General features: G+C 71.3%; 23 protein-coding genes and 1 pseudogene. 16 read left to right on the top strand and 8 right to left on the bottom strand.

The window, feature by feature from the left end; all coding sequences use genetic code 11:
- The first annotated feature begins 135 nt into the window (after positions 1 to 135).
- Entirely contained in the window at positions 136 to 1824 is a 1689-nt protein-coding gene (locus tag H7965_RS06240) for a methyl-accepting chemotaxis protein (protein ID WP_186769697.1), read from the top strand.
- Positions 1825 to 2028: 204 nt separating this feature from the next.
- On the opposite strand, the gene H7965_RS06235 is transcribed toward H7965_RS06240, so the two are convergent.
- The gene (locus tag H7965_RS06235; protein WP_186769696.1) at positions 2029 to 2493 is read right to left on the bottom strand and encodes a GatB/YqeY domain-containing protein; all 465 of its coding nucleotides are present in this window, start codon (positions 2491 to 2493) and stop codon (positions 2029 to 2031) included.
- A gap of 246 nt (positions 2494 to 2739) precedes the next feature.
- Here H7965_RS06235 and carA point away from each other — a divergent pair, with 246 nt between their 5' ends.
- The 7 genes from carA to H7965_RS06200 all read left to right on the top strand — a co-directional run bounded on the left by carA (position 2740) and on the right by H7965_RS06200 (position 10999).
- A complete protein-coding gene (gene carA / locus H7965_RS06230) occupies positions 2740 to 4140 on the top strand; it encodes a glutamine-hydrolyzing carbamoyl-phosphate synthase small subunit (protein WP_186769695.1) in 1401 nt (466 codons plus the stop codon).
- 2 nt (positions 4141 to 4142) lie between these two features.
- Entirely contained in the window at positions 4143 to 4901 is a 759-nt protein-coding gene (locus tag H7965_RS06225; protein WP_186769694.1) for an SDR family NAD(P)-dependent oxidoreductase, read from the top strand.
- 24 nt (positions 4902 to 4925) lie between these two features.
- The gene (locus H7965_RS06220; RefSeq protein ID WP_186769693.1) at positions 4926 to 5561 is read left to right on the top strand and encodes a LysE family translocator; all 636 of its coding nucleotides are present in this window, start codon (positions 4926 to 4928) and stop codon (positions 5559 to 5561) included.
- A complete protein-coding gene (locus H7965_RS06215; protein WP_186769692.1) occupies positions 5558 to 5833 on the top strand; it encodes a hypothetical protein in 276 nt (91 codons plus the stop codon). The genes H7965_RS06220 and H7965_RS06215 overlap by 4 nt, the downstream gene beginning before the upstream one ends.
- A gap of 15 nt (positions 5834 to 5848) precedes the next feature.
- The gene (carB, locus tag H7965_RS06210; protein ID WP_186769691.1) at positions 5849 to 9094 is read left to right on the top strand and encodes a carbamoyl-phosphate synthase large subunit; all 3246 of its coding nucleotides are present in this window, start codon (positions 5849 to 5851) and stop codon (positions 9092 to 9094) included.
- Positions 9095 to 9273: 179 nt separating this feature from the next.
- The gene (greA, locus tag H7965_RS06205; RefSeq protein WP_186769690.1) at positions 9274 to 9747 is read left to right on the top strand and encodes a transcription elongation factor GreA; all 474 of its coding nucleotides are present in this window, start codon (positions 9274 to 9276) and stop codon (positions 9745 to 9747) included.
- Positions 9748 to 9754: 7 nt separating this feature from the next.
- On the top strand, positions 9755 to 10999 hold the full coding sequence (locus H7965_RS06200; RefSeq protein WP_186769689.1) for a threonine ammonia-lyase: 1245 nt from the start codon (positions 9755 to 9757) through the stop codon (positions 10997 to 10999).
- Positions 11000 to 11048: 49 nt separating this feature from the next.
- Here the strand turns inward: H7965_RS06200 and H7965_RS06195 are convergent, their stop codons facing one another.
- Positions 11049 to 12149: a site-specific DNA-methyltransferase gene (locus H7965_RS06195; protein WP_186769688.1), complete on the bottom strand. Its 1101-nt coding sequence runs from the start codon at positions 12147 to 12149 to the stop codon at positions 11049 to 11051.
- A 235-nt stretch (positions 12150 to 12384) separates the two neighbouring features.
- Between H7965_RS06195 and gpmI the strand changes: the two genes are divergently transcribed.
- The 7 genes and pseudogenes from gpmI to H7965_RS06160 all read left to right on the top strand — a co-directional run bounded on the left by gpmI (position 12385) and on the right by H7965_RS06160 (position 20199).
- Positions 12385 to 13932, top strand: coding sequence for a 2,3-bisphosphoglycerate-independent phosphoglycerate mutase (gpmI, locus tag H7965_RS06190; protein WP_186769687.1), 1548 nt, complete (start codon positions 12385 to 12387; stop codon positions 13930 to 13932).
- Positions 13913 to 15118: a murein hydrolase activator EnvC family protein gene (locus tag H7965_RS06185; protein WP_186769686.1), complete on the top strand. Its 1206-nt coding sequence runs from the start codon at positions 13913 to 13915 to the stop codon at positions 15116 to 15118. The genes gpmI and H7965_RS06185 overlap by 20 nt, the downstream gene beginning before the upstream one ends.
- A 106-nt stretch (positions 15119 to 15224) precedes the next feature.
- Positions 15225 to 16610, top strand: coding sequence for a S41 family peptidase (locus H7965_RS06180; protein ID WP_186769685.1), 1386 nt, complete (start codon positions 15225 to 15227; stop codon positions 16608 to 16610).
- A gap of 25 nt (positions 16611 to 16635) precedes the next feature.
- Positions 16636 to 17841 carry a divergent polysaccharide deacetylase family protein gene (locus tag H7965_RS06175; protein ID WP_186769684.1) on the top strand — a complete coding sequence of 402 codons (1206 nt, stop codon included), beginning with the start codon at positions 16636 to 16638 and terminating at the stop codon, positions 17839 to 17841.
- 44 nt (positions 17842 to 17885) lie between these two features.
- Positions 17886 to 18371: an RNA pyrophosphohydrolase gene (locus H7965_RS06170; protein WP_186769683.1), complete on the top strand. Its 486-nt coding sequence runs from the start codon at positions 17886 to 17888 to the stop codon at positions 18369 to 18371.
- A gap of 341 nt (positions 18372 to 18712) precedes the next feature.
- A pseudogene (locus tag H7965_RS31905) lies at positions 18713 to 18931 on the top strand (M48 family metalloprotease); the annotation flags it as partial.
- Positions 18932 to 19047: 116 nt separating this feature from the next.
- Complete coding sequence (locus H7965_RS06160) at positions 19048 to 20199, top strand: aminotransferase class V-fold PLP-dependent enzyme (protein ID WP_186769682.1); 1152 nt, start codon at positions 19048 to 19050, stop codon at positions 20197 to 20199.
- On the opposite strand, the gene H7965_RS06155 is transcribed toward H7965_RS06160, so the two are convergent.
- From H7965_RS06155 to H7965_RS06145, 3 genes are all read right to left on the bottom strand, one after another.
- A complete protein-coding gene (locus tag H7965_RS06155) occupies positions 20185 to 20841 on the bottom strand; it encodes an arylsulfatase (protein WP_186769681.1) in 657 nt (218 codons plus the stop codon). The genes H7965_RS06160 and H7965_RS06155 overlap by 15 nt on opposite strands.
- A gap of 112 nt (positions 20842 to 20953) precedes the next feature.
- A complete protein-coding gene (locus tag H7965_RS06150) occupies positions 20954 to 21400 on the bottom strand; it encodes a hypothetical protein (protein WP_229682495.1) in 447 nt (148 codons plus the stop codon).
- Between the two features lie 104 nt (positions 21401 to 21504).
- Positions 21505 to 22737, bottom strand: coding sequence for an MFS transporter (locus H7965_RS06145; RefSeq protein WP_186769679.1), 1233 nt, complete (start codon positions 22735 to 22737; stop codon positions 21505 to 21507).
- Between the two features lie 172 nt (positions 22738 to 22909).
- Here H7965_RS06145 and H7965_RS06140 point away from each other — a divergent pair, with 172 nt between their 5' ends.
- Positions 22910 to 23488 (top strand): YqaA family protein, encoded by a 579-nt coding sequence (locus H7965_RS06140; RefSeq protein ID WP_186769678.1) that lies wholly within the window; start codon positions 22910 to 22912, stop codon positions 23486 to 23488.
- On the opposite strand, the gene H7965_RS06135 is transcribed toward H7965_RS06140, so the two are convergent.
- The 3 genes from H7965_RS06135 to H7965_RS06125 all read right to left on the bottom strand — a co-directional run bounded on the left by H7965_RS06135 (position 23433) and on the right by H7965_RS06125 (position 26057).
- Entirely contained in the window at positions 23433 to 24161 is a 729-nt protein-coding gene (locus H7965_RS06135; RefSeq protein ID WP_186769677.1) for an RES family NAD+ phosphorylase, read from the bottom strand. The genes H7965_RS06140 and H7965_RS06135 overlap by 56 nt on opposite strands.
- A gap of 31 nt (positions 24162 to 24192) precedes the next feature.
- Positions 24193 to 25140: a hypothetical protein gene (locus tag H7965_RS06130; protein WP_186769676.1), complete on the bottom strand. Its 948-nt coding sequence runs from the start codon at positions 25138 to 25140 to the stop codon at positions 24193 to 24195.
- 359 nt (positions 25141 to 25499) lie between these two features.
- Complete coding sequence (locus H7965_RS06125) at positions 25500 to 26057, bottom strand: NADPH-dependent FMN reductase (protein ID WP_186769675.1); 558 nt, start codon at positions 26055 to 26057, stop codon at positions 25500 to 25502.
- Positions 26058 to 26087: the final 30 nt, after the last annotated feature.

Here is a 26087-nt window from a genome sequence, read left to right as displayed (position 1 = left end):
CATCGCTGCTGCGGATTGCGCACATGGCCGCACGCAATCCGCAGCAGCCGCTGGTCTGTCGCGCGGAGTCACGCGCTAACCGGGCATTCACGCCAAGGCCGCATTCTCCGCATCCCTGCGCACAGAGGATGCCCCATGCTTGGCCTGTTCCGGACTTCGCTCGCCACCCGTCTTTATGTGGTGTTCGGCCTTCTGGCCCTGGCCGCGCTCGGCAGCGGCACCGCCAGCGTCTTGGCCGCCGGTTCGCAGCGGGCGGCGCTGGCCGAGGCGGCGCGAGCGGCGGAAGCCGCCCGGCTGGCGGCCCAGGTGAATGGGCACGTCCATGCCTCGGTCGCCGAGGCGCGCGGCGTGCTGATGGCCAAGGACGCAGCGGAGCGTGGCCCCTTCATCCGCAGCCTGCGGGAACGGCTGCAACTGCTGGACGCCGACATGCGGCATTGGGCCACGCTGGCCACGCCCGCGACCATGGCGTCCCACACCGTTCTGGCCGAGGCCGCCCGCAGCTTCGCCGCCATCCGCACCGAGGGCGCCCGGCTGGCCGAGGCCGGTGACATGGCGGCAGCGGAACGGGTCATCACCGATGCCACCGCGCGGTCCAGCCGGCAGGCGCTGAACCGGGCGCTGGACGGCGCCGCCGGTGCCGCCGCCCGGGATTCCGCCGCCATCGGGGCGGCGCTCGCCGCCAGTACGGGGCACGAGGCCTGGCTGCGGTCCGGGCTGTCGACGGCGCTGGTGGCGCTGGCACTCGGCCTCGGCCTCACCGCGGTGCGCCGGGGCGTGGTCTCCCCGGCGGCCCGGATGGCCGGCGCGCTGGATGCGATCGCCGGCGGGGCGCTGGACCAGCCGGTGCCGGACATCGGCCGGCAGGATGAGTTCGGCCGCATGGCCCGCTCCGCCGACCGGCTGCGCACGGCGATGATCGAGGCGGCCACGGCGGCCTCCACGGCACGGGAGGCGGCGGAGGCCCGGGCGCGGCGCGGCGAGGCGCGGGCGGCAGCGGCGGAAGCCTTCGAGACTGCGGCGCGGCAGGCGCTGGCGACCCTGGGCACGGCGGCGCAGGGGGTGGAGGGCACCGCGGCCAGCCTGCAGAGCCTCTCGGCCGAGGCCGGCGCCACCGGCGATGCGGTGGCCGGCGCGGCGGAGCGCGCCGATGGCGGGGTTCAGGCGGTGGCCGCGGCGGCGGAGGAGATGGCCGCCTCGGTGCGCGAGATCAGCCGCCAGGTGGCGGAGGCGGCGGCCACCGCCCGCCAGGCCGCCGAGGAGGCGCGGGCCACCGACGGCACGGTGCGGGCCCTGGCCGAGGGTGCCGGGCGGATCGGCGAGGTGGTGCGGCTGATCGGCGACATCGCCGGCCAGACCAACCTGCTGGCGCTGAATGCGACGATCGAGGCGGCCCGCGCCGGCGAGGCCGGCAAGGGCTTCGCCGTGGTGGCGAGCGAGGTGAAGGCGCTGGCCGCGCAGACCGCCAAGGCGACCGAGGACATTGGCACCCAGATCACCGCCATGCAGGCGGCGACTGCCCAGGCGGTGGCGACCATCCGCGGCATCGGCGAAACGGTGGACCGCTCCAATGCCATCGCCGGACAGATCGCCGCGGCGGTGGACGAACAGAGCGGGGCGACCGCCGAGATCGCCCGCAGCGCCGCCACCGCGGCACAGGAAACCGCGGAACTCGGCGGCCGTGCTGCCTCGGTACGGCAGGCGGCGCGGCAGATCGACGGCGAGGCGGCAACCTTGCTGGAGGCGGCGCGGCAGACCACGGAACGGACCACGGCGCTGCAGCGCGACATGGGGGTGTTCCTCGACCGGCTGCGGGCGGCCTGAGGGCACCCGGCGCCGCCTGAACGAGACCACTCCCCTTATTCGTCATGGCCGGGCTTACCCGGCCATCTCTAACTATCTGTTGTTGCCGAATAAACGGATGCTCAGATCAAGCCCACGCGTGACGTGCGGTTGGTTGGGGCGTGGCCGGAGCAGGGTCGGGCTGGCCGGTACGGTCAGCCTGAACCCACCCTAAGCGATGCGCCCCTACCCGCCGAGCGCCGCCTTCACCAGCGGCCCCGCCTTGGCCATGTCGAGGCTTGCGGCGTGCTTCGCCCGCAGCACCGCCATCACCTTTCCCATCTCCTTCACGCTGGTGGCGCCGGCCTCGGCCACCGCCTCGCGCACCGCGGCCTGCATCGCCGCCTCATCCATCTGCTGCGGCAGGAAGCTCTCGATGACGGCGATCTCGGCGAGTTCCTTCGCCTCCAGCTCCGGCCGGTTGCCCTGGCGGTAAAGCTCGGCACTTTCCCGCCGCGACTTCACCATGCCGCGGAGCATGGCGGTGATCTGCTCATCCGGTACCCTGTCGACGCCGGAGGGACGGGCGGCGATGTCCACATCCTTCAGCTTCGCTGTGATCATGCGAAGGGTGGAGGTGCGGGCGGCGTCCTTGGCGATCATCGAGGCCTTCAGGGCTTCGGTGAAGCGGCTGCGCAGATCCTCGGCCATGGTGGTCTCCGGTGCAGGTGGCTGGATCCTGCTTGCCTCAACCGCGAGCAAGCAGGCTCCAACCATATGGGTGGTCGCGCGATTCACGCCCTCGATTGGTCCGGCCTTGAGCGATCGCGCATCGGGGGCGGCGCCTGTAGCATGGCGCCGGGCCGGGCGAACATCACGCCGCGCCGGGAGGGAATGTATTTCCCACCCACGCGGGTTTGGCTTGATCTGGGAAGTTTTTTCCCACATATTCCGCCCATGCGGACGGTCGAAGATATCATCGCCCTGCTCGGTGGCCCCGAGGCCGCGGCGCAGCGTTGCAGCATTGGCACAGAGGCGGTGCGCAAATGGCGCCAGACCCGGGCCATCCCGCCCCGCCACTGGCCTACCATCCTGGCCGCCACCGGCCTTGCGCTGCGGGATTTGCCCGGCGCACCCGACACTCGTGCGGAGACCCCCATGCCCGATGATGCCGCCCCGCAGCCGGGCGCCGAGCCCCCCGCCGGCGCCACCGCATGCCTCGTGCTCGGCGATGGCAGCGTGCTCTGGGGCCGCGGCTTCGGCGCGCATACGCCGAAGACCGGCGCGCCCCCGGCCGAGGTCTGCTTCAACACCGGCATGACCGGCTACCAGGAGACACTGACCGACCCCTCCTACGCCGGGCAGATCATCACCTTCACCTTCCCGCACATCGGCAACGTCGGCGCCAACCCCGAGGATATCGAGGCGGTGACGCCGGCGGCGCGCGGGATGGTGGTGCAGCAGGATCTGACCGCGCCGGCGAATTACCGCGCCACCCGCCACCTGGACGACTGGCTGAAGTCGCATGGCGTGCCGGGGATCAGCGGGCTCGACACCCGCGCCCTGACCATCCGCATCCGCGACGGCGGGCCGCCCAACGGCATCATCGCCTTCCCCGCCGATGGCGTCTTCGACCTTCCCGCGCTGCGGGCCGCCGCCGCCGCCTGGCCGGGGCTGGAGGGAATGGACCTGGCCAAGGAGGTCTCCTGCCGCCAAGCCTATGGCTGGGATGAGACGACCTGGGCCTGGCCGCAGGGCTTCGGCCGGCAGACCGCGCCGAAGCACAAGGTCGTCGCGGTGGATTACGGCGCCAAGCGGAACATCCTGCGCTGCCTCGCCTCGGCCGGGCTCGACGTCACCGTGGTGCCGGCGACGGCGACGGCCGAGGAGATCCTGCGCCACAACCCGGATGGCGTATTCCTCTCCAACGGTCCGGGCGACCCCGCGGCGACCGGCGAATACGCCGTGCCGGCGATCCAGGGCGTGCTGGAGAAGCGGGTGCCGGTCTTCGGCATCTGCCTCGGCCACCAGCTGCTGGGCCTCGCGCTGGGAGGCAAGACCTACAAGCTGGACCGCGGCCATCGCGGCGCCAACCAGCCGGTCAAGGAGCTCGCCACCGGCAAGGTGGAGATCACCAGCCAGAATCACGGTTTCGCCATCGCCGGGGACAGCCTGCCGGCGAATGTCCGGGTGACTCATGTCAGCCTGTTCGACGGCTCGAACGAAGGGCTGGCAGCGACCGACATGCCGGCCTTCTCGGTGCAGTACCACCCGGAGGCGAGCCCCGGCCCAACCGATAGCCACCACCTGTTCCATCGATTCGTGGCATTGATCGAGGAACACAAGGGAGGGGCGTGAGCATGTTCGACCTGCAGGGCCGTGTCGGCCTGGTCACCGGCGGCAATGGCGGCATCGGCCTCGGCTTCGCCCGTGGCCTGGCCAGGGCCGGGGCGGCGGTGATGGTCGCCGGGCGCAATGCGGCGAAGAATGCCGCGGCGGTGGCGGAGTTGCAGGCGCTCGGCGCCACGGCGGCGGCGGTGGAGGTCGACGTGACCAGCGCCGCCAGCATCGAGGCGATAGTGGCGGCCACCGTTGCCCGTTTCGGCCGGCTGGACGTGCTGGTGAACAACGCCGGCATCAACATCCGCAACCGGCCGGAGAGCTACCAGGAAGCCGATTGGCACAAGGTGCTGGATACCAACCTGACCAGCACCTACCTCGCCGCCAAGGCTGCCCACCCGCATCTGAAGGCAGGCGGGCATGGGCGGGTCATCAACAACGGCTCCATGCTGTCGATCTTCGGCCTGCCGCTGCACATCGCCTATGCGGCGTCGAAGGGCGGGGTGGTGCAGCTGACCAAGTCGCTGGCGGTGGCCTGGGCGCCGGACGGCATCACGGTGAACGCCATCCTGCCGGGCTGGATCGACACCGAGCTCACGCGTAAGGCGCGCAGCGACATGCCGGCGCTCAACGACAATGTGATGACACGAACGCCAAGCGGCCGCTGGGGCACGCCGGGCGATTTCGAGGGGATCGCGGCCTTCCTCGGCAGTGACGCCAGCGCCTTCATCACCGGCGTCGCCATCCCGGTGGATGGCGGCTTCTCGGTAAACGGCTGAGGCATAGTTGAGCGGCAGGCGCCGATGCCCACCCTCGAAACCCTGCTGGTCTTCGCCGCCCTGTCGCTTGGCCTTGCGCTGACACCAGGGCCGAACATGCTCTACCTCGTCTCGCGCTCGCTCGCGCAGGGCACGGGCGCCGGGATGGTCTCGCTCATCGGCTGCCAGGTCGGGTCGCTGGCGATCATGCTCTGCGCCGCAGCGGGCATCACCGCGGCGCTGCTCGCCGTGCCCTATGCCTGGGACGTGCTGCGGCTCGGCGGCGCCGCCTATCTCGGCTTCCTCGCCTGGCAATGCCTGCGGCCGGGCGGCCAGCCGATCTTCGCGCCGCGGCCGATGCCGCGGGAACCGGCCGCACGGCTGTTCGCCGTTGGCTTCGCCACCGCGGCGCTCAACCCGAAGGTGGCGCTGTTCTACATGGCGGTGCTGCCGCCCTTCCTCGACCCGGCGCGGGGCAATGCCTTCGCCCAGGCGGCGCTGCTCGGCGCCGTGCAGATCGCCATCTGCACTGCCTTCGACGCGCTGCTGGTCTGGGGCGCCGCCGGCACCGCCCGCTTCCTTGGCACCAGGCCGGGCTGGATGGCGGTGCAGCGCTGGGTGCTGGGTGCGGCGCTCGGCCTGCTGGCGGTGAAGCTGGCGACGGAAAGCCACAGCCCGTGACATTGGTGTTCATCACCCTGCTTGCCCTGTCCTGGACAGGGCTTTCGCTCGCCATCCTGGCCATGCTGTTCCGCCGCATGATGCCGCCGCGCCAAGCCGCCTGGCGTGCCTTCGGCATCGGCCTCGTCGTCAACACCATCGGCGCCGGCACCGCCGCCCCGGGCGAGCCGCTCCCCGCCATCCTCCTCATCCTCGCCTGCCACCTGCTGCTGCTGGCGCCGCTGCTCCTCGCAGCCCGGCGCGAAGCGGCGCGCGGTGGCCCTTCCAACTGATCCGGACCGATAGCCATGCCGAAGCGCACCGATATCAAATCCATCCTCATCATCGGCGCCGGCCCGATCGTCATCGGCCAGGCCTGCGAGTTCGACTACTCCGGCGCCCAGGCCTGCAAGGCGCTGCGGGCGGAGGGCTACCGGGTGATCCTGGTGAACTCCAACCCGGCGACGATCATGACCGATCCCGGGCTGGCGGACGCCACCTACATCGAGCCGATCACGGTGGAGATGGTCGAGAAGATCATCGCCAAGGAACGCCCGGACGCGCTGCTGCCGACCATGGGCGGGCAGACCGCGCTGAACACCAGCCTGAAGCTGGCCGAAGCCGGGGTGCTGGAGAAATTCGGCTGCGAGCTGATCGGCGCCAAGGCGGAGGTGATCGACAAGGCCGAGGACCGGCTGAAGTTCCGCGATGCCATGACCAAGATCGGCATCGAGAGCCCGCGCAGCGCCGTCGCCCACACCATGGCGGAAGCCCGCGCCGCGCTCGATCTGGTCAAGCTGCCCTGCGTCATCCGGCCGAGCTTCACCCTTGGCGGCACCGGCGGCGGCATCGCCTACAACAAGGAGGAGTTCGAGCAGATCGTCGCCGCCGGCCTCGATGCCTCGATGACCACCGAGGTGCTGGTCGAGGAGAGCGTGCTCGGCTGGAAGGAGTATGAGATGGAGGTGGTCCGCGACACCGCGGATAACTGCATCATCATCTGCTCGATCGAGAATCTCGACGCGATGGGCGTGCACACCGGCGACAGCGTGACCATCGCCCCGGCGCTGACCCTGACCGACCGGGAATACCAGCGGATGCGCGATGCCAGCATCGCCTGCCTGCGCGAGATCGGCGTCGATACCGGCGGCAGCAACGTGCAGTTCGGCATCAACCCCGCCGATGGCCGCATGGTCATCATCGAGATGAACCCGCGCGTCTCGCGCTCCTCCGCCCTCGCCTCCAAGGCTACCGGCTTCCCGATCGCCAAGGTCGCGGCCAAGCTCGCCGTCGGCTACACACTGGACGAGTTGGCCAACGACATCACCATGGTGACGCCGGCCAGCTTCGAGCCGACCATCGACTATGTGGTGGTGAAGATCCCGCGCTTCACCTTCGAGAAATTCCCCGGCACCCCGGCGACCCTCACCACCAGCATGAAGTCGGTCGGCGAAGCGATGGCGATCGGCCGCAGCTTCGCGGAGGCGCTGCAGAAGGGGCTGCGCAGCCTGGAGACCGGCCTCTCCGGCCTCGATGAGGTGGCGGCGCTTGGCGACGGCAGCGCCCAGGCCTTCCACGCCGCGCTGGCGACGCCGCGGCCCGACCGCATCCTGATGGCGGCGCAGGCAATGCGCGCCGGCGTGCCGCTGGCTGAGATCGCCGAGACGAGCAAATTCGATCCCTGGTTCCTGCGCGAGGTCGAGAAGATCATCGCTGCCGAGGCCGAGGTGAAGATACATGGCCTGCCGCAATCCGCGCTCGGGCTGCGCCGGCTGAAGGCGCTCGGCTTCTCCGACAAGCGGCTGGCGCAGCTCGCCGGCGTGGCGGAGACTTCGGTGGAGGCGGCGCGCGCCGCGCTCGGCGTGCAGCCCGTCTACAAGCGCATCGACACCTGCGCCGCGGAATTCGCCAGCGAGACGCCCTACATGTACTCGACCTATGAGGGCGGGTATGGCGCGCCGGAATGCGAATCCCGGCCGACTGGGCGGCAGAAGGTTGTCATCCTCGGCGGCGGGCCGAACCGCATCGGCCAGGGCATCGAGTTCGACTATTGCTGCGTCCACGCCTGCTACGCGCTGAAGGACGCCGGCTTCGAGACCATCATGGTCAACTGCAACCCGGAGACGGTCAGCACCGACTACGACACCTCCGACCGGCTGTATTTCGAACCGCTGACCAGCGAGGACGTCATCGCCCTGATCCGCAAGGAGCAGGAGAAGGGCGAGCTGCTCGGCTGCATCGTGCAGTATGGCGGGCAGACGCCGCTGAAGCTGTCGCAGGCGCTGCACAAGGCGGGCATCCCGATCCTCGGCACCTCCTCCGACAGCATCGACATCGCCGAAGACCGCGAGCGCTTCCAGCAGCTGCTGAAGGGCCTTGGGCTGCAGCAGCCGCAAAACGGCATCGCCCGCAATCTGGACGAAGCGGTAGTCGAGGCGGAGCGCATCGGCTACCCGGTGGTGGTGCGGCCGAGCTACGTGCTCGGCGGCCGGGCGATGGAGATCGCCCACAACCGTGAACAGTTGCTGCGTTTCGGCCAGGAGGCGGTGAAGGTCTCCGGCGAGAACCCGATCCTGATCGACCAGTACCTGGCCGATGCGATCGAAGTGGATGTGGATTGCATCGCCGATGCGCATGGCCGGGTCTATGTCGCCGGGGTGATGGAGCATATCGAGGAGGCCGGCATCCACTCCGGCGACAGCGCCTGCTCCCTGCCGCCCTATTCCCTGCCGCCGGCTATCGTTACCGAACTGAAGGCCGAGACCGAAGCCATGGCCAAGGCGCTGAAGGTGCGCGGGCTGATGAACGTGCAATACGCGGTGAAGGACGGCGAGATCTTCGTGCTCGAGGTCAATCCGCGGGCGTCGCGCACCGTGCCCTTCGTTGCCAAGGCCACCGGCGTGCCGGTGGCCAAGATCGGCGCGCGGGTGATGGCCGGGGCCGGACTTGCGGAGTTCGACTTGGACGATGCTGCGGTCAGCCGCCACGTCGCGGTGAAGGAAGCGGTCTTTCCCTTCAACCGCTTCCCCAACGTCGACGTCATTCTTGGGCCGGAGATGAAATCCACCGGCGAGGTGATGGGCCTCGACGCTTCCTTCGAGCGCGCCTTCGCCAAGGCCCAGCTCGGCGCCGGTGTGAAGCTGCCGGCCAGCGGCACCGCCTTCATCTCGGTGAAGGAGGGCGACAAGGCGGCGGCGGTGGTGCTGGCCAGACGACTGACCGATATGGGCTTCACCGTTCTCGCCACCCGCGGCACCGCCGCCCGCATCAGGGATGCCGGACTGGCCTGCCAGGTGGTGAACAAGGTGCTGGAAGGCCGGCCGCATTGCGTGGATGCCATCAAATCCGGCGAAATCCAGCTGGTGATCAACACCACCGGCGGCGGGCAGAGCGTGGCTGACAGTTTCGACATCCGTCGTTCCGCCCTGACGCATGGCGTCCCGCACTACACCACGGCGGCCGGAGCGCGGGCGGCGGTGCATGCGATTGCTGCACTGCGGGCTGGAACCCTTGATGTAGCCCCCTTGCAGTCCTACTTTACCTGCTCTTTCTGATCGCAGCGGACGCGGGGGTTCTGTGGACCCTGACGGCTGGCACCTGTAACGGGGCCACCGGCGGGCCGGAACCCGACCGCCGCTGCCGGTGTTCCCCCTCGCCGCCAGAGTTCGCCCAGGCTGGTATGTTCCGGCAGAAGCGATGGTTTGGCAGGGGCGGTTTGAAGGAAGGGCTTGCCGTGCAGAAGTTCCCCATGACCGCGGAAGGTCTGGCGAAGCTGGAGGAGGAGCTGAAGGTCCTGAAGGTTGAGGAGCGGCCGGCGGTCATCCGCGCGATCGCCGAGGCCAGGGCCCATGGCGACCTTTCGGAGAACGCCGAATACCACGCGGCCCGGGAGAAGCAGTCCTTCATCGAGGGCCGCATTGCCGAGCTGGAAACCATCATCCCGGCCGCCGAGGTGATCGATGTCTCCAAGCTATCCGGCGACCAGGTGAAGTTCGGTGCCCGCGTCACCGTCGTCGACGAGGAGACGGAGGAGGAGAAGACCTATCGCATCGTCGGCGCCTATGAAGCCGACATGAAGGTCAACTCCATCTCGATCTCCTCGCCGCTGGCCAAGGCGTTGATCGGCCGGAAGGTCGGCGACAGTGTCGAGGTGCCCGCGCCCGGCGGCGCGCGCGCCTATGAGATCACCGGCGTCGCCTACCGCTAGCCGCGCCATGCAACTCCGGACTCCGGTCGGTGCCCAGGCGGCGCCGGCCGCGCCCGTGGGCCTGACGGAGGTGCGCGCCGCGGCCGCCCGCATCCAGGGCTCTATTCTGCGCACCCCGACCGTCCCCTCCGACGCCGTCTCCCGCGTCGCCGGCGCGCAGGTCTTCCTCAAGCTCGACAATCTGCAGGCGACCGGCGCCTTCAAGGAGCGCGGCGCGGCGAACCGCATCGCCCTGCTGACGGCGCGGGAGAAGGCCGCTGGTGTCATCGCCATGTCGGCTGGCAACCACGCCCAGGCGGTGGCGCGGCATGCCTCACTCGCCGGTATCGCCGCCACCATCGTCATGCCGCGCTTCACCCCGGCGACCAAGGTGGTCCGTACCGAGGGCTGGGGCGCCCGCGTCGTGCTGCACGGCGAGACCCTGGCCGAGGCCGCGGCGCATGCGCACGAACTGGCGCTGGCGCATGGCCTGACCTTCATCCATCCCTATGACGATTCCGGCGTCATCGCCGGCCAGGGCACCATGGTGCTTGAGATGCTGGAGGATGCGCCGGGGCTGGAGGCGCTGGTCTTCCCGGTCGGCGGCGGCGGCATGCTGGCCGGCTGTGCCGCAACCGCCCGGGCGCTGCGCCCCGGCGTCGCGGTGTTCGGCGTCGAGGTCGAGGGCTACCCGGCCATGGCCCAGCGCCTGGCCGGCCAGCCGGTTGCCGTCGGCGGCCCGACCATCGCCGAGGGTATCGCCGTGCGTGATGTCGGCGAGGTGCCGCTGGCGATGCTGCAGCGCCTGGGTATCGAAGTGCTGGTGGTGCCGGAAAGGGCGGTGGAACAGGCGATCGCCCTGCTGGCCGAAGGTGCCAAGGTGGTGGCCGAGGGCGCTGGCGCCGCCGGGCTGGCGGCGATCCTCGCCTTCCCCGAGCATTTCGCCGGCAAGGCGGTGGGCACCGTGGTCTGTGGCGGCAACATCGATGCCCGCATCCTGGCCAATGTGCTGCTGCGCAACCTGCTGCGGGACGGCCGGATCCTGCGGCTGCACCTCGACATCCCGGACCGCCCCGGCGTGCTGGCCGACATCGCCACCCGCGTCGCCGCGGCCGGCGGCAATGTCATCGAGGTCTCCCATCAGCGGCTGTTCGCCGCGCCCAGCGTGCAGAGCGCCGAGCTGGAGCTGATGATCGAGGTCCGCGACATCGCCCAGGGCAACGCCATCGTCGCGGCGCTGGAAGCGGGGGATTACGTGGTGCGGCGGGGATAGCGGAAACCGCAGACGGGGATCGGGGCGCATCGCCCTTCTTCGCAACCTGCTAGCCCTGGCTGCCCAGGGCCTCCACCCGGTACTCGTCCAGCAGCCGCAGCCGGCCGCCCGGCTGCTCCACATGCCAGAAGGCCCAGCCGTTGCAGGAGGGAGCCTCCTGCACCGCCGCGCCGACCTGGTGAATCGAGCCCTGCGCGCGGCCGCAGCGTATCGATCCATCCGCCGCCACCGTTGCCGACCAGCGCCTTGCGCGGTCGACCAGGATGGAGCCGGGCGGCACCACGCCGCGCTCGACCAGATGGCCGAAGGGAATGCGCGGCTGTTCCCGCTTCCCTGCGGTGGTCAGGGCGGCGGTCTCCGAGAGCGGCTCCACCGCCTCGATCCGCGCCATGGCGGCGGCGGCATAGCCGGGGTCGCGTTCCAGCCCGATGTAACGGCGGCCGAGCCGGCGGGCGACCGCGGCGGTGGTGCCGGTGCCGAGGAAAGGGTCCAGCACCACCTCGCCCGGCGCGGTGCAGGACAGGATCACCCGGTGCAGCAGCGCTTCCGGCTTCTGGGTGGGGTGCAGCTTGGCGCCCTTGTCGTCCCGCAGCCGCTCGGAGCCGGTGCAGAGCGGGATGAACCAGTCGCTCCGCATCTGCACCTCCTCGTTCAGCGCCTTCATCGCCGCGTAATTGAAGCGGTAGCGGCTCTCGGGGCCACGGGCGGCCCAGATCAGCGTCTCATGCGCATTGGTGAAGCGCCGGCCGCGGAAATTCGGCATCGGGTTCGACTTGCGCCAGATGACGTCGTTCAGCACCCAGAAGCCGAGGTCCTGCAGCGCCGTGCCCAGGCGGAAGACGTTGTGGTAGCTGCCCATCACCCAGATGGTGCCGTCCTTGCGCAGCACCCGCCGGGCCTCAGTTAGCCAGGCGCGAGTGAAGGCGTCGTAGCTGGGCAGGTCGTCGAAGCGGTCCCAGGCGTCGTCGACACCGTCCACCAGCGTGTCATTCGGCCGGCGCAGATCGCCCTTCAACTGAAGGTTGTAGGGTGGGTCGGCGAAGATGGCATGGACCGAGGCCGGCGGCAGGCGCCGCATCAGGTCGATGCAATCCCCGACCATCACCTGGTCGAGAAGCAGATCGAGCCCGGTCCCCACGCTAACCCCCATGCCTGCTGCGGCGCACCGGGCCCCGACGCGGATCATCCGTCCCGCCTCGGTGCGACCGGGGCGCTGATCCCCAAGCCGACACAATCGCCGCGCCGCCGGGCCGGGTCAACCGAAGCCTGAGGGGCGGGGCATCATCCCTGCCTGCCGCGCGAAGCCGGGCCGGCTGGGGCGAAGCCCCGCCTTGCCTCCCGCCCCCCTGCGGCGTTAAGGCGACCCACCCAGCGCGAGGAGCCCGATGCCGCACGCCCCGAAGCCCGTGATGCTGGTGATCCTCGACGGCTGGGGCTGGCGCGAGGATCCCGCCGACAACGCCGTGCGCCAGGCCCGCACGCCGACATTCGATGCGCTCTGGGCTGCCGGCCCCCGCGCCTTCCTGCACACCTCCGGCCATGATGTCGGGCTGCCCGGTGGGCAGATGGGCAATTCCGAGGTCGGCCACCTGAACCTCGGCGCCGGCCGCGTGGTGATGCAGGATCTGCCGCGCATCGACGCCGCGGTGGCGGATGGCTCGATCGCCGGCCTGCCGGCGCTGACCGACCTCATCGCCCGGCTCAAGGCCAGCGGCGGCACCTGCCATTTGATCGGCCTGCTCTCGCCCGGCGGCGTGCACAGCCACCAGAAGCATGCCGCGGCGCTGGCCCGGGTGGTCTCGGGCGCCGGGGTGCCGGTCGCCCTGCACCTATTCACCGATGGCCGCGACACCTCGCCGCGCGCCGCGCTTGACTACATCCGCACCCTTCTGGACGACATCGCCGGCCTGCCCGGCGTGCGGGTCTCGACCGTCACCGGCCGCTACTACGCGATGGACCGTGACAACCGTTGGGAGCGCGTCTCCCAGGCCTATGATGTGATGGTCTCGGCCGAGGGCGCCCGCGCGGCCGACCCGGTCGCCACCGTTGCCGCGGCGCATGCGAAGGACGTCACCGACGAATTCATCCCGGCCACCGCCATCGGCGATTACGCCGGCATGCGGGACGGCGATGGGGTGCTCTGCTTCAACTTCCGCGCCGACCGGGTGCGGGAGATCCTGACGGCGCTGCTCGACCCTGGATTCGAGGGCTTCCAGCGCAGCCGGGTGATCCGCTTCGCCGCCGCCGCCGGGATGACGCAGTATTCCACGGCGCTCGACACCTTCCTCGGCACGCTCTTCGCGCCGCAGAGCATGGTGGACATCCTGGGCGAGGTCGTCTCCCGCGCCGGCCGCACCCAGTTGCGGATGGCGGAGACCGAGAAATACCCGCACGTCACCTACTTCCTGAACGGCGGCGAGGAGCGGCCCTACCCCGGCGAGGACCGCATCATGGTGCCCTCGCCCAAGGTCGCCACCTATGATTTGCAGCCGGAGATGTCGGCGCCGGAGCTGACCGAGAAGGCAGTCGAGGCGATCGGGACCGGGAAATTCGACCTGATCGTGCTGAATTTCGCCAACCCCGACATGGTCGGCCACACCGGCAGCTTGCCGGCGGCGATCAAGGCGGTGGAGACGGTGGATTCCGGGCTCGGCCGCATCGTTGCCGCGGTGAAGGCCCAGGGCGGCGCGCTGCTGGTCACCGCCGACCACGGCAATTGCGAAATGATGCGCGACCCGGTGACCGGCGGCCCGCATACCGCCCACACCACCAACCCGGTGCCGGTGCTCGTCGTCGGGGCGCCGCAGGGCACGACCCTGGCCGAGGGAAGGCTGGCCGATGTGGCACCGACCCTGCTGGCGCTGATGGGCCTGCCGCAGCCCACGGCAATGACCGGGCGCAGCCTGCTGGGACATGGTGGTCCGGCCGGCTGACCCCCGGCTCGGCTGGTGGCTGGCGGCGGCGCTGCTGCTGCCGGCCGTCGCGCTGACCCAACCCACCCCCGCGGCGCTCGAACAGGCGCAGCGCGCCGCCCGGGCCCAGCGCGAGGCGGCCGAGGCCGCGGCCGAGGCCAGCCGCGCCGCCGCCGCCGCCGAGCGCCGCCTGGCCGAGCGCCGGGTCGAGGCCGCCCGCCAGCTGCAGGCGGCCGAGCGCCACCTGGCCGATATCGAGCAGCGCAGCCGCACCGCCGCCGAGGCCGCCACCGCCGCCCGCGGCGCCGCCCGGGCCCAGGCCGAGGCGCTGGCGCCGATGCTGCCGACCATGCTCCGTCTGGCGCTGTGGCCGGCGGAATCCCTGCTGGCGGTGCCCGCCCCGGCCGAGGATGCGCTGCGCGGCCTGCTAGTGCTGCAGGGCCTGTCACGCTCGATGACCGAGGAGGCGGCGACGCTCCGCGCCGCCGAGGCCGAGGCCGGCCGCCGCGCCGCCGCCGCCGCCGCGCAGGCGGCCGCGCTGCGCGAGGCGGAGACCGCCGCCCGGCTGGCGACCCTGGTGCTGGAAGCCGACCTCAAGGAGGCGCGCGAGCGCCGCGCCCAGGCGGAGGATGCCGAGGAGGCCGCTGCCCGCCGGGCCGCCACCGCCGCCGCCCGGGCCACCAGCCTGGAGGGCGCGCTGGCCCGGCTGCGGCGCGAGGAAGCCCGGGTGCGCGCCGCCGCGGCCGCCCGTGCCCGCACCGAGGCCGCGCGGCGGCAGGACGCTTCCGCGCCGAGCCGGGAGCCGGCCCAGCCCGCCCCGCGCGGCGGCCGGGCCATGCCGGTCGCCGGCCAGGTGGTGCGGGATTTCGGCAGCGCCGGCGAAGGCGGCCCCGCCCGCGGCATCACCCTGGCCGCCCCCGCCGGTGCCCGGGTGGTCAGCCCCTGCGCCGGCCGGACCGCCTTCGCCGCCGCTTTTCGCAGCTACGGCCTTTTGTTGATTGTGGATTGCGGCGACGGGTACCATTTTGTGCTGGCGGGCCTCGATCGGCTCGATACTGCCCCCGGGCAGCGGCTGCTGGCCGGGGAGCCGGTCGGGCAGCTCGGTGCCGCGGCGCCGGATGGCCGGGGGCGGGCGTCGCTTTACCTGGAACTCCGCCGGGGTGGGCGCCCGGTCGACCCGCGGAGTTGGCTTGCCGCCCGGGGCTGAGCCCGGGGATGCCGATGGACGGGGCTTAACCCCGCCTTCGGGCGTTTGGCGCTATGGCATAATGGCGCGGTCAGAAGACCGTGCCACAAGGGATACGGGTGGCCGCATGAAGGGCAGGGTTGGGACGGTGGCGACGGTGACCGCGGCATTCGCGGCCGGCATCGTGGTCGGGCCTATCGTCGCGGCATGGGCGCAGGATGGGGGGCGGGCCGAGACCTACCGCCTGCTCAACCTGTTCGGCGACGTGTTCGAACGGGTTCGTGCCGAATATGTCGAGCCGATCAACGACCGCGAGGCGGTGGAGAATGCCATCAATGGCATGCTCACCGGCCTCGACCCGCACAGCTCCTACCTCAACCAGCGCAGCTACCGCGACATGCAGGTGCAGACGCGGGGCGAGTTCGGCGGCCTCGGCATCGAGGTGACGCAGGAGAGCGGCTACATCAAGGTGATCTCGCCGATCGACGAGACCCCGGCCTCCCGCGCCGGGGTCAAGGCGGGCGACCTGATCACCCATCTGAACGGCAATTCGGTGCAGGGCCTCACGCTGCAGGAAGCGGTGGAGCAGATGCGCGGAGAGCGCGGCACCACCATCAGGATCACCATCCGGCGGGAAGGCGCCGACCGGCCGATCGAGCTGTCCCTGACCCGGGAGGTGATCCGGCCACAGGTCGTGCGCTTCCGCATGGAAGGCAACGACATCGGCTATATCCGCCTGACCTCCTTCAACGAGCAGACCGATGTCGGCCTCCGCCGCGCGCTGAGCAGCCTGCGGCAGCAGGCCGGGAACAACCTCAGGGGCATCGTCCTCGACCTGCGGAACAACCCGGGCGGGCTGCTCGACCAGGCGGTGCAGGTCTCGGACGACTTCCTCGACCAGGGCGAGATCGTCAGCACCCGCGCCCGCCGGCAGGAGGATGCGCAGCGCTGGAACGCCAAGGCCGGCGACATCGCCAACGGCTTGCCGGTGGTGGTGCTGATCAACGGCGGCAGCGCCTCGGCCAGCGAGATCGTCGCCGGTGCGCTGCAGGACCATCGCCGGGCGATCGTTCTCGGGGTGAAGAGCTTCGGCAAGGGCAGCGTGCAGACCGTCATGCCCATCCCCGGCCAGGGCGCCATCAGGCTGACCACGGCGCGCTACTACACGCCCTCCGGCCGTTCCATCCAGGGCACCGGCATCGAGCCGGACATCGAGGTGCTGGCCCAGCGGCAGGAAGCCACCGCGAGCATCCCGCGGGAGCGCGAGGCGGATCTGCGCCGGGCGCTGCGCAACGAGGGCGGGGTGCAGCAGCCGGCCGGCGCCGCCATCCCGCCGCTGCAACTGCCGGCCGGGGTCGCCGAGCGGGTCACCCGGCTGCCGCCGGAAGGCGCGCCGGCGCTCGACCTGACCAAGCCGGAGACGGATTTCCAACTCCAGCAGGGCGTCCAGCTGCTGCGCAACCTCGCCTCGGCGCAGGCGCAATCCCCGGCGCGCCGCGCCGCCTCCCGCTGACCGAGGGGAGGGTTGTCCGACCCCGATGCCTGCGGATGACCCCGAACCTGCAAGGCGTCTGACTCTCGGCTGGCGGGCGCTGTTCGGCTTCTGGGTGGTGACCCTGACCTTGCTGGCCGGCGGCGTCGGCGTGCTGGCCTGGCTCGGCCCGCCGGACCGGATAGGCCCGGTTGCCGCCGCGCCGCCACCACCGGCCGAGACGCCTCGCCCCGAATCTGTCCCCAGCCCGGCCGCCGCGACACTGCCCGAGCCGCCGCCAACTGCCGTGCAGGTTGCCGCCGCGGCGCCTCTGGCCATTCCCTCCGCCGCCCCTCCCCGCGCGGTGCCGCCCCCGGCGCCGGAGCCGCCACCCCTGCCCGCCGCCATTCCGCGCGGCCCGCCACAACCCAGCCGCCCTATCCCTGCCGCCGATCCCGCCCTGCTGGAAGCCGGCCCCTACGGGGATCTGCCGCGCATCAGCAGCGAGGGCCGCACCCCCATCCGCGCCTATGGCCGGGCCTTCGACCGGCAGGACCCGCGCTCCAGGCTCGGCCTGATCATCGGCGGGCTCGGGATGAATGCGGCGGTCTCGGAGAATGCGATCCGCCGCCTGCCCGGCGCGGTGACCCTGGCCTTCAGCCCCTATGCGCCGCAGCTGCCGCTGCTGCTGGACCAGGCCCGCGCCAAGGGCATGGAATTGCTGGTGGCGCTGCCGCTGGAGCCGACCGGCTACCCGCTGAACAATCCCGGCGACCGGGCCCTGCTGACCGGCCAGACCGAGGCGCAGAACCAGGACCGGCTGGATTGGGTGCTCTCCCGCTTCACCGGCTATGTCGGCGCCATCGGCGCCCTCGGCCCGATGCGTGGCGAGCGCTTCGCCGCGCTCGGCGAACGCCACGCCATGTTGCAGGATGCGTTGCGCCGCCGCGGCCTGCTTTATGTCGACCCCCGCCCGGGAGCACGGGCGCCGGAGCAGGTCTGGGGCCGCGCCATCGACCTGGTGGTGGATGAGCCGGCAACCCGCGGCGAGATCGAGCGAAAGCTGGCGGCGCTGGAGCGACTGGCGCAGGAACGCGGCGTGGCGCTCGGCTATGCCGGGGAGGCCTCGCCGGTGGTGGTGGACCGCATCGCCGCCTGGGCCGGCAGCGTCGAGGCACGTGGCTTCGTCCTGGCCCCGGTCAGCGCATTGCGTGCGCCGGCCCTGGCCACCTCGGGCAACGCGGTGCAGCCGGTGCGGGCCAGCATGCCTTGAGGCGGGCGATGCGGCGCAGCCTGTGCTGATGCTATAGGGACGGCATGGAACTTCCCTACCGCGACAATGTCGGCGCCGTGCTGTTCAGCCCCGCCGGCCTCGTCTTCGTCGCCCGCCGCGCCGATCTGCCGAATGCCGAGGGCGCCGCGGGCGGCTGGCAGCTACCGCAGGGCGGCATGGACCCGGGCGAGGACCCGCGCGTCGCCCTGTTCCGCGAGCTGGAGGAGGAGATCGGCACCGCCCGGGCCGAGATCCTGGCTGAGCATCCGGACTGGCTGACCTACGACCTGCCGCCGGAACTGCTGGGCAAGGCGCTCGGCGGCCGGTACCGCGGCCAGCGGCAGAAGTGGTTCGCGCTGCGCTTCACCGGCACCGATGCCGACATCCGGCTCGACCACGACCCGCATCCGGAATTCGACGCCTGGCGCTGGTCGCGGCTGGAATCGCTGCCGGGCCTGGCAGTCGCCTTCAAGCGGGAGATCTATACGGTGCTCGCCCGCGATTTCGCGCGCTTCGCGCAACCCAGTTGACCTGACGGCGGAAGAGAACCTTGGGCTGGATCGTCCTCGGCGGCGTCCTGCTGGGGCTGGTGCTGTCTACAACCGGATGATCGCGCTGCGGCAGACCACCAGCCAGGCATGGTCGAATGTGGATGTGCAGTTCAAGCGGCGGCACGACCTGATTCCCAATCTGGTGGGACGGTGAAAGGCTACGCCCGGCACGAGCACGCGACCTTCGGGACCGTGGTGTAGCCGCGCTCCCGGCACGGGGCCGGAGCAGGCCGCCGTGGTGGAAAGCGTGCTGGGCCAGGCGCCTGGCCGGCTGCTGGCGCTGGTGATCGTCGTGCTGGCCTAGGTGCTGGCGATCGGGGCTGCGCTTCGCCCTGTCGCGCAACCGCCACTTCCTCGCCGATGCCGCGGCGGTGGAGTTGGCGCGCGACCCGGATGCGATGATCACGGCGCTGCGCAAGGTGGCGCAGCAGGCGGCGATGCCGGCGCTGCCCTCCGGCCTGCAGGCGATGCTGCTGGAGAGCGCGGAGGAGACTCTCGGCAAGCGCTGGCTGGCGACGCACCCGAGCCTGGAGGCACGGATCGCCGCCCTCATCCGCTTCGGCGGCGGGCAGGATCCGGCGGCAGCCAGCCTGAGCGGCTTGCCGTCGGCGCAGCACCAGGGCAGGGTTTTCGCCGGCAGACCCGGACCCAGCCCATGCTCGCCTCGCAGCGCGACGCCTTCGACATTCCCCGTGATGTCGCCTACCTCAATGCCGCCTCCTGGAGCCCGCTGCCGCGGGCGGTGCAGGCGGCCGGGCATGCCGGCGTCGGCCGCAAGGCGCAGCCCTGGACCTTGCCGGCGGAGTACCAGCCACGGCAGATCGCCCGCGCCCGCGCCGCCGCCGCGGCGCTGATCGGCGCCGTCCCGGAGGATGTCGCGCTGGTCTCCTCGGTTAGCTACGGCGTCGCCACGGCGGGAAAGCTGCTGCCGGTGCCCCGCGGCAGCCGGGTGCTGGTGCTGGCGGAGGACCATTCCTCGCCGACCCTCGAATGGCTGCAACGCGCGCCGGAAGGCGGCTTCGTGGTGGAGGCGGTGGCCCGGCCCGGCGATGGCGACTGGACCGCGGCACTGCTGGCGGCGATCGCCCGGCCGGGCGCGGCGCCGCTGGCGCTGGCCTCGATCTCCTCGGTGCATTGGGCGGACGGCGGGCTGATCGATCTGGAGGCGGTGGCGGCCGCGCTGCGGGGCGCGGGGGCGGCGCTGCTGGTGGATGCGACCCACCATGCCGGGGTGCTGCCGCTGGATGTCGCGCGGCTCGACCCGGATGTGCTGGTCTTCCCGACCTATAAATGGGTGCTCGGCCCCTATGGCCGCGCCTTCCTCTATGTGGCGAAGCGGCACCAGGGCGGGGTGCCGCTGGAGCAGACCGCCTATGGGCGTCGCGGCGTCGATTCGGAACGCGCGCCCTATTTCGCCGACCTTGCCTTCACCGATGGCGCCCGCCGCTTCGACATGGGGGAGCGCGACCATTTCATCTCGCTGGAGATGGCGGCGGTCGGGATGGAGATGATGGCAGGATGGGGCGCCGCCGCCATAACCGCACGGCTGGCGATGCTGACGGAGCGGCTGGCGGCCGGCCTGGCCGATGCCGGTGTCGAGATCCCGGCGGCGCGGGTCAGGGCCCCGCATGTGCTGAGCCTTGGCTTCCCGCAGGGCATGCCGGCGGGGCTGATCGAGGCGCTGGCGGCGCGTGGCGTGTATGTCGCGCCGCGGCTGGGCCGGATGCGCATCAGCCCGCATGTCTATAATGACGAGGCGGATGTGGACGCCTTCCTGGCGGCCTTCCGGGCGTTACGTCGCCAATAGTCGCTTCAGCTTCCGCACCGCGCTGTCCGGCGTGGTGAACACCGGCCTGCCGGTGGCTGCGGCGACCAGCGGGGCGGCGCTGGCCAGGCTGAATTGCGCCAGCGCGATGACATCGCAATCGGCGAGATCCTTCGCCGCCTCGGCCGCCAGCCGGTCATGCCCGGCGTGGTCGCCGCGGTCGAGCGCGGCCAGCGCGCCCTCCGCAAGTTTCGGCACCAGGGTCACGTCGGCGGGGAATTCCGGCGGCATGCTGTCGAGGGTGGGGGCGAAGCTGGCCAGCAGCCCAATGCGCGGCCGCCGCCCGCCTGCCGCTTCGAAGGCTGCGGCGCAGGCTTCCTCGATCATTGCCTCATTCGGCTTCAACACCGGCATCGGCGCCTGTTCCGCCGCCACCGCCTCGATGCAGGGGCCGAAGGCGGAGCAGGTGAAGAGGATGCCATCCGCTCCGGTGCCCACGGCATAGCGGGACAAGGTTTGGAAACGCTCGGTCATCCGCGCATCCAGCGTGCCGGCGCGGGCCAGATCGGCCGAGAGGCTGTCGTCCAGCAGGTTCATCAGCACCGCCTCCGGCCAGGCGCGGGCGAAGGCAGCCTCGATCGGTGGCGGCGAGTGGCGAAGGGCGTGGATCAGGGCAATGCGCATCATCGGGGTTCCTGGCGGGCAGGTCGGCGGCCGGGCCCGGAGGCTGAATCCGCTCGGCAAACAACGGGCTGCGGTGGAGTGGCATTCGGATCCGAACGCCACTCCGCCGTTGCTATTTCGTCACGCAGCGCTTGAGCGGCGAGGGGAATTCGCTGCAGTCCGGGAAGACGATCTCATCCGGCCCGCGACGCTCGACGCGCAGCAGGTTGGGGTTGCCGGAGCAGCCGAAGCCGGCGTCATTCGCCGCCCGCGGCCCCATCGCGCCCATCACCGGCGCGGCCGGGGTGAAGCGGAATTCCAGCCCATTCGGCTGCACCGCCACCGTTTCTATGTTGCGCTGGCGATAGGCGGTATCGAGCGGCGTGGCGCGCATCACGACGTCGCGGGTGAAGATCACCGTGGGGCTGCCGAAGCAGGCCGGGGTATCGGTGTCGCCGGCCGGGAATTGCCCGCCAGTCCAAGCGCCGAAGGTCCATTCATGCGGCGGCCCCTGACGCTGCGGCGCCGGTCCCTGGGCGTCCGCATCCAGCGTTGCTGCCAGCGGGAGTCCCAAAGCCATCAGCAAAACCCAACGCCGCATGCGGCACTCTCCCCCTTCTGGCTCCGGCAACCCTTCTAGCCCGCGATCGCCTCGGGAGGAACGCCGGGAATCACCGGTGGCCGTCAGGCCGGAACGGCGACCGGCTTCGGCGGCCCATCCGCCACCGGCAGATGCACCAGCGCGGCGAAGGCGGCGGCGGCGATGCAGAGGCTCCACATCAAATCATAGCTGCCGGTGCGGTCGAAGATCAGCCCGCCCAGCCAGGCGCCGGTGAAGCCGCCGATCTGGTGGCCGAGGAAGACGATGCCGAAGATCGTCGCCAGCCAGCGGGTGCCGAAATTCCGGGCGCAGAGCGCCACTGTCGGCGGCACGGTGGACAGCCACAGCAACCCCATCACCGCGGAGAACACCAGCACCGAGGCGGTGGTCTTCTCGACGAGGAGGAAACCCGCGATCACCACGCCGCGCGCCGCATAGATGAAGACCAGCAGCCCGCGCCGCGACCAGCGCCCGGAAATCTCCCCCGCCGTCAGCGAGCCGACGATGTTGAACAGCCCGATCAGGCTGAGCGCGCCGGCCCCCACCGCCGCCGGCAGGTGGCAGGAGGCGACGAAGCCCGGCAGGTGGATCCCCATGAAGGAGACATGCAGGCCGCAGACGTAGAAGCCGAAAAACAGGAACCAGAAGCTCGGCGTCGCGAAGGCGCGGCGCAGCGCCTGCCGGGCCGTTTCCTCCGCCACGGCGCCGGCCGCGGGTGGCGCCGGGGCATCGTTCAGCGGCAGCGCCAGCGGGATCATCACCAGCGCGCTGGCGGCGACGATGAACAGCGCCACCTGCCAGCCGAAGCCGCTGATCGCCAGATGCGCCAGCGGCACCACCAGGAATTGGCCGAAGGAGGAGCCGGCGGTGCCAAGGCCTGTGGCGCGGCCGCGCAGGCGCTCCGGCAGCAGCCGGGTCAGGCTGGCCATGATCACCGGCATGCCGGCGGCCGAAACCGCGGCGCCGACGACGAGGCCGGCGAAGGCGGTGAACACCAGCAGGTTCTCGGTCAGCGCCATCCCCAGCACACCAGCCGCCTGCAGCGCGGCGCCCAGCATGATCACCCGCCGGCCGCCGATGCGATCCGCGAGCTGGCCCCACAGCGGCTGGGTGACGCCGTTGATCAGCACCTGCAGGGCGATGGCGAAGGAGTAGTCGGCGGCGCCCCAGTCGCGCGCCGCGGTCATCGGCGCCAGGAACAGGCCGAAGGTCTGCCGCAGGCCCATCGCCATCGCGGCCACCAGGACCCCGCAGGCCAGCAACAGGCCGATGGCCACTTTCGGGACGGGCGCAGCGGCCCCGGTCGCTCCTGACATCGTGCTCTCCTCGGTCGGCCGTGATGGTCCCATTCCGGGCGCGGAGCCGGCAAGGCACCCTGCTGCATGGCAGCAGCGGCGAGGCATGCGGGACCCGCGGGGCAAAGCCGGCGTGAATTGCGCCTCGCCCGGGGGTATGCGAAGCCGCGCGCAGCTATCGTGGGAATCGATCATGCTGCGTGCCCTATACGACCGCGTCCTGGCCCTGGCGGCGCACCGGCGGGCTTCGGCCTGGCTGGCCGGCGTCAGCTTCGCCGAGAGCAGCGTCTTCCCCATCCCGCCGGATGCGATGCTGATCCCGATGTGCCTGGCGCGGCCGGAGCGGGCCTATCGCTACGCGCTGGTCTGCACCATCGCCTCGGTGCTCGGCGGCGTCGCCGGCTATGCCATCGGCTATTGGCTGTTCGAGGCGCTGGCCGAGCCGGTGCTGCGCGCCTATGGCCACGCCGATGCGCTGCTGCGCTTCCAGGGCTGGTACGAGCGCTGGGGGGCGCTGGTCATCCTCATCAAGGGGCTGACGCCGATCCCGTACAAGATCGTCACCATCGCCTCTGGCGCGGCGAAATTCGACTTCCTGATCTTCCTCGCCGCCAGCATCGTGACCCGGGGCGCCCGGTTCTTCCTGCTGGCCTTCCTGGTGCGCCGCTACGGACCGCCCATCCGCGAGTTCATCGAGCGGCGGCTGACCCTGGTGACTACCGGCGCGGCGGCCGGGATCCTCCTCGGCTTCGCGGCGCTGCGCTACCTGTGACGCCCGGCGCGCGTCCCGCGTCGTAGTCGAAGATGGTGGGATGGCCCTCGGGCCTGATCTCCCGCGCCGTCCATTCGAACAGCACGGCGTTGTAGCCGTCGAAGCGCGTGCTGCAGTAGAGGATGCCGCGGAACCCTGCCGCCCGCGCCGCATCGGCAACGAAGCGCGGGACGAAGTATTCCGGCTTCCATGGGCTGTCGGGGTCGGGCCGCAGCCGGTGCATCACCGCATTCAGCCCGGCGGTAAGCAGCGCGGTGCCTGACCGACGCTTGCCGTCGACGCCAGATGTGCCGGCCAGGTCCAATAGCCCGTGCACCTGCCGCGCCCGGAAATTCTGCACCCAGAGAATGCAGCACGGCAGCGGCGCGGTCTCGGCACAGGCGCCCCAGGGGGTGGATGCCAGGTAGAATACCGTCTGGCCGTGATGGTTGAAGCGGCCCTCGGTCCAGTTGGCGGGCGGCGGGCCCATCTGTGCGGCGGTGTGGCGTTCCGGCCCCTGGGGCAGCCGGGCACGATGCCACAGGGCCGCTTCCAGCGTCACTTTCGGAGCGCGTCGCACCGCCGCCAGGATGCGCCTCCCCACCGGGTGGTCGAGACCGAGGTAAGGGTAGCGCGCGAGATGCGCGCCGAGCGCCTCCAGCTGGTGCTTCGGATCCTCCCGCGGTGCCGCCATGCGGCGTGAAGCGCCGGAAGCGCCGGCCGGTTCAGCGGCGGAGGCGCGGCTCCGGCCGGACCAGCAGGGCGCCGAGCAGGCTGCGCAGCTCCTGGCTCATCCGCGCCACATTGGTCTCGATCAGGTCGAGCATGCCATCGCGGGCTTCCAGATCCTCGACGGTGTAGCGGCCGCCCGGGCCGGACAGCAGCGCGAAGCGGGCGCGATCCCCGTCTGCCCAATCGGCGGCCAGGGTTGCGGCGGTGCTGCCCTCGGGGCCGCCGCGCCTCAGGTAGCGCCAGACCACCGGCGGGAAGACCGCCGAGCGCTCCGGCTGGTCGCGGATCTCCGCCAGCATGTTGCGCGGCGTGTGGAACTCGGCCGAGCTGCCGATGAAGAGGACCGAGCCGCTGACCGCGGCTTCGGCGGTGCCGCCAACGATGCCGGCGATGTCGCCGCCACCGGCCCCGGCCAGCGAAAGGCCGCCGGTCACCGCCGCGGTCGCCGCGCCGAGCATGACGCCGGCAAGGCCAAGCCGGCGGGTCAGTGTCGTATCGGCCCGTTGGAGCCGGTCCCGCAGCTGGTCGCCACGCTCGCCCTCGCAGTCGATCTCGGCCAGGGCCGACGACACGTCGAGCATCGCCAGCAGCACCCGTTCGGTGATCACCTGGCGCAGCCGTAGCCAGCGAAGCACGGCATCCGGGCCGGTCGCGGCCTCGGCGGCGGCGAGGTCGCGCAGCTCGCTCAACGCGCCGATCACCGTGGCGATGCGGATGGCGGCGGGTGGGTAGTCCAACGCGGCCAGCCTGGCGGCGATCGCCTGCCGCTCGGCCTCCGGCAGGGAGAGCGGGTCCGGCAGGCTCTGCCCCGTCGGCCCTGAGGGAGCGCAGCTGCGATCCACGGCGCCGCGCCCGCTGGCGACCGGCACCGGGTCGCCTGCACAGCCAGCCAGCAGCAGCCCGACGAGCAGCGCCGCGGCGCAGGCGGATCGTCCGGGCATGGGCCACCCGGCGGCGCGAAGCCGCATGGCGATTCGCGCCGTAGCATGCTGTCGGGTTCCCGCGCCGCGCTGAGCCATGTCCGCGACGTTTATGGCGGGGTTCGTGCGGTTTGGCCACGCGCGCCGGTCCTTCCGGCGCGTCTGTGGCTTGCATGCCGCTAAACTTTCTACCAGCGGCTCTGAGCGTTGAGACGTTCAGGCCCTGTCAAACGCCGGGCGTCGTGCCTTGCGGCACGGCCCTCCGGTTTGCTTGGCTTCGCCGTACTGGCGGCGGGCCGCGGAGCGGCCTCGGGCCGGTCCAGCGACCGATCCGTTGGTTTTGGGCTGACGGTAGCCATGCTGCGGATGACGGTCTCGCCTCAGCCGGTGTTGCGCCTGATCCATGTGGCGAAGGCATCGATGAAGCTTTGGAAGAATTTCAGCGTGCCCGCATCGGCGATGTTGCCGCTGGAGTCGAACAGCGTGCCGGCCTGGCCGACATAGGCCTCGGGCTGCTGCAATATCGGCATGTTCAGGAAGACCAGCGACTGGCGCAGATGATGGTTGGCGCCGAACCCGCCGATGGCGCCGGGCGAGACGCTCATCACCGCCGCGGGCTTGCCGTTCCAGGCGCTTTTCCCGTAGGGGCGCGAACCCACGTCGATCGCATTCTTCAGCACCCCCGGCACCGACCGGTTGTATTCGGGCGTGACGAAGAGCACGGCGTCGGCGGCGCGGATCCTGCCGCGGAACGCCGTCCATTCCTGTGGCGGCGTCTCGTCGAGGTCCTGGTCATACAGCGGAAGCTGCCGGATCTCGACGATCTCGCCCTTCAGCCCTTCCGGCGCGAGGCGGATGAGCTGCCGCGCGGCCAGCCGGTTGAGCGAGGCCTCGCGAAGGCTGCCGACGATCACGGCCAGGTTCTGCGGGGTTGCCATGGCTAATCCTCCGGGCAGGGGCTTCGGGGC

The organism is Siccirubricoccus deserti (assembly GCF_014283215.1).
GTDB lineage: Bacteria > Pseudomonadota > Alphaproteobacteria > Acetobacterales > Acetobacteraceae > Siccirubricoccus > Siccirubricoccus deserti.
Note: the sequence above shows the minus strand (reverse complement) of the source record. Positions and strands in the feature narration are given on the sequence as shown.

Bases quoted from the DNA above. Each gene is read 5' to 3' on its own strand.
- H7965_RS06240 (WP_186769697.1), top strand. From the start codon at position 136: ATGCTTGGCCTGTTCCGGACTTCGCTCGCCACCCGTCTTTATGTGGTG.
- H7965_RS06235 (WP_186769696.1), bottom strand. From the start codon at position 2,493: ATGGCCGAGGATCTGCGCAGCCGCTTCACCGAAGCCCTGAAGGCCTCG.
- carA (WP_186769695.1), top strand. From the start codon at position 2,740: ATGCGGACGGTCGAAGATATCATCGCCCTGCTCGGTGGCCCCGAGGCC.
- H7965_RS06225 (WP_186769694.1), top strand. From the start codon at position 4,143: ATGTTCGACCTGCAGGGCCGTGTCGGCCTGGTCACCGGCGGCAATGGC.
- H7965_RS06220 (WP_186769693.1), top strand. From the start codon at position 4,926: ATGCCCACCCTCGAAACCCTGCTGGTCTTCGCCGCCCTGTCGCTTGGC.
- carB (WP_186769691.1), top strand. From the start codon at position 5,849: ATGCCGAAGCGCACCGATATCAAATCCATCCTCATCATCGGCGCCGGC.
- H7965_RS06200 (WP_186769689.1), top strand. From the start codon at position 9,755: ATGCAACTCCGGACTCCGGTCGGTGCCCAGGCGGCGCCGGCCGCGCCC.
- H7965_RS06195 (WP_186769688.1), bottom strand. From the start codon at position 12,149: ATGGGGGTTAGCGTGGGGACCGGGCTCGATCTGCTTCTCGACCAGGTG.
- gpmI (WP_186769687.1), top strand. From the start codon at position 12,385: ATGCCGCACGCCCCGAAGCCCGTGATGCTGGTGATCCTCGACGGCTGG.
- H7965_RS06185 (WP_186769686.1), top strand. From the start codon at position 13,913: ATGGTGGTCCGGCCGGCTGACCCCCGGCTCGGCTGGTGGCTGGCGGCG.
- H7965_RS06180 (WP_186769685.1), top strand. From the start codon at position 15,225: ATGAAGGGCAGGGTTGGGACGGTGGCGACGGTGACCGCGGCATTCGCG.
- H7965_RS06175 (WP_186769684.1), top strand. From the start codon at position 16,636: ATGCCTGCGGATGACCCCGAACCTGCAAGGCGTCTGACTCTCGGCTGG.
- H7965_RS06170 (WP_186769683.1), top strand. From the start codon at position 17,886: ATGGAACTTCCCTACCGCGACAATGTCGGCGCCGTGCTGTTCAGCCCC.
- H7965_RS06160 (WP_186769682.1), top strand. From the start codon at position 19,048: ATGCTCGCCTCGCAGCGCGACGCCTTCGACATTCCCCGTGATGTCGCC.
- H7965_RS06155 (WP_186769681.1), bottom strand. From the start codon at position 20,841: ATGCGCATTGCCCTGATCCACGCCCTTCGCCACTCGCCGCCACCGATC.
- H7965_RS06150 (WP_229682495.1), bottom strand. From the start codon at position 21,400: ATGGCTTTGGGACTCCCGCTGGCAGCAACGCTGGATGCGGACGCCCAG.
- H7965_RS06145 (WP_186769679.1), bottom strand. From the start codon at position 22,737: ATGTCAGGAGCGACCGGGGCCGCTGCGCCCGTCCCGAAAGTGGCCATC.
- H7965_RS06140 (WP_186769678.1), top strand. From the start codon at position 22,910: ATGCTGCGTGCCCTATACGACCGCGTCCTGGCCCTGGCGGCGCACCGG.
- H7965_RS06135 (WP_186769677.1), bottom strand. From the start codon at position 24,161: ATGGCGGCACCGCGGGAGGATCCGAAGCACCAGCTGGAGGCGCTCGGC.
- H7965_RS06130 (WP_186769676.1), bottom strand. From the start codon at position 25,140: ATGCCCGGACGATCCGCCTGCGCCGCGGCGCTGCTCGTCGGGCTGCTG.
- H7965_RS06125 (WP_186769675.1), bottom strand. From the start codon at position 26,057: ATGGCAACCCCGCAGAACCTGGCCGTGATCGTCGGCAGCCTTCGCGAG.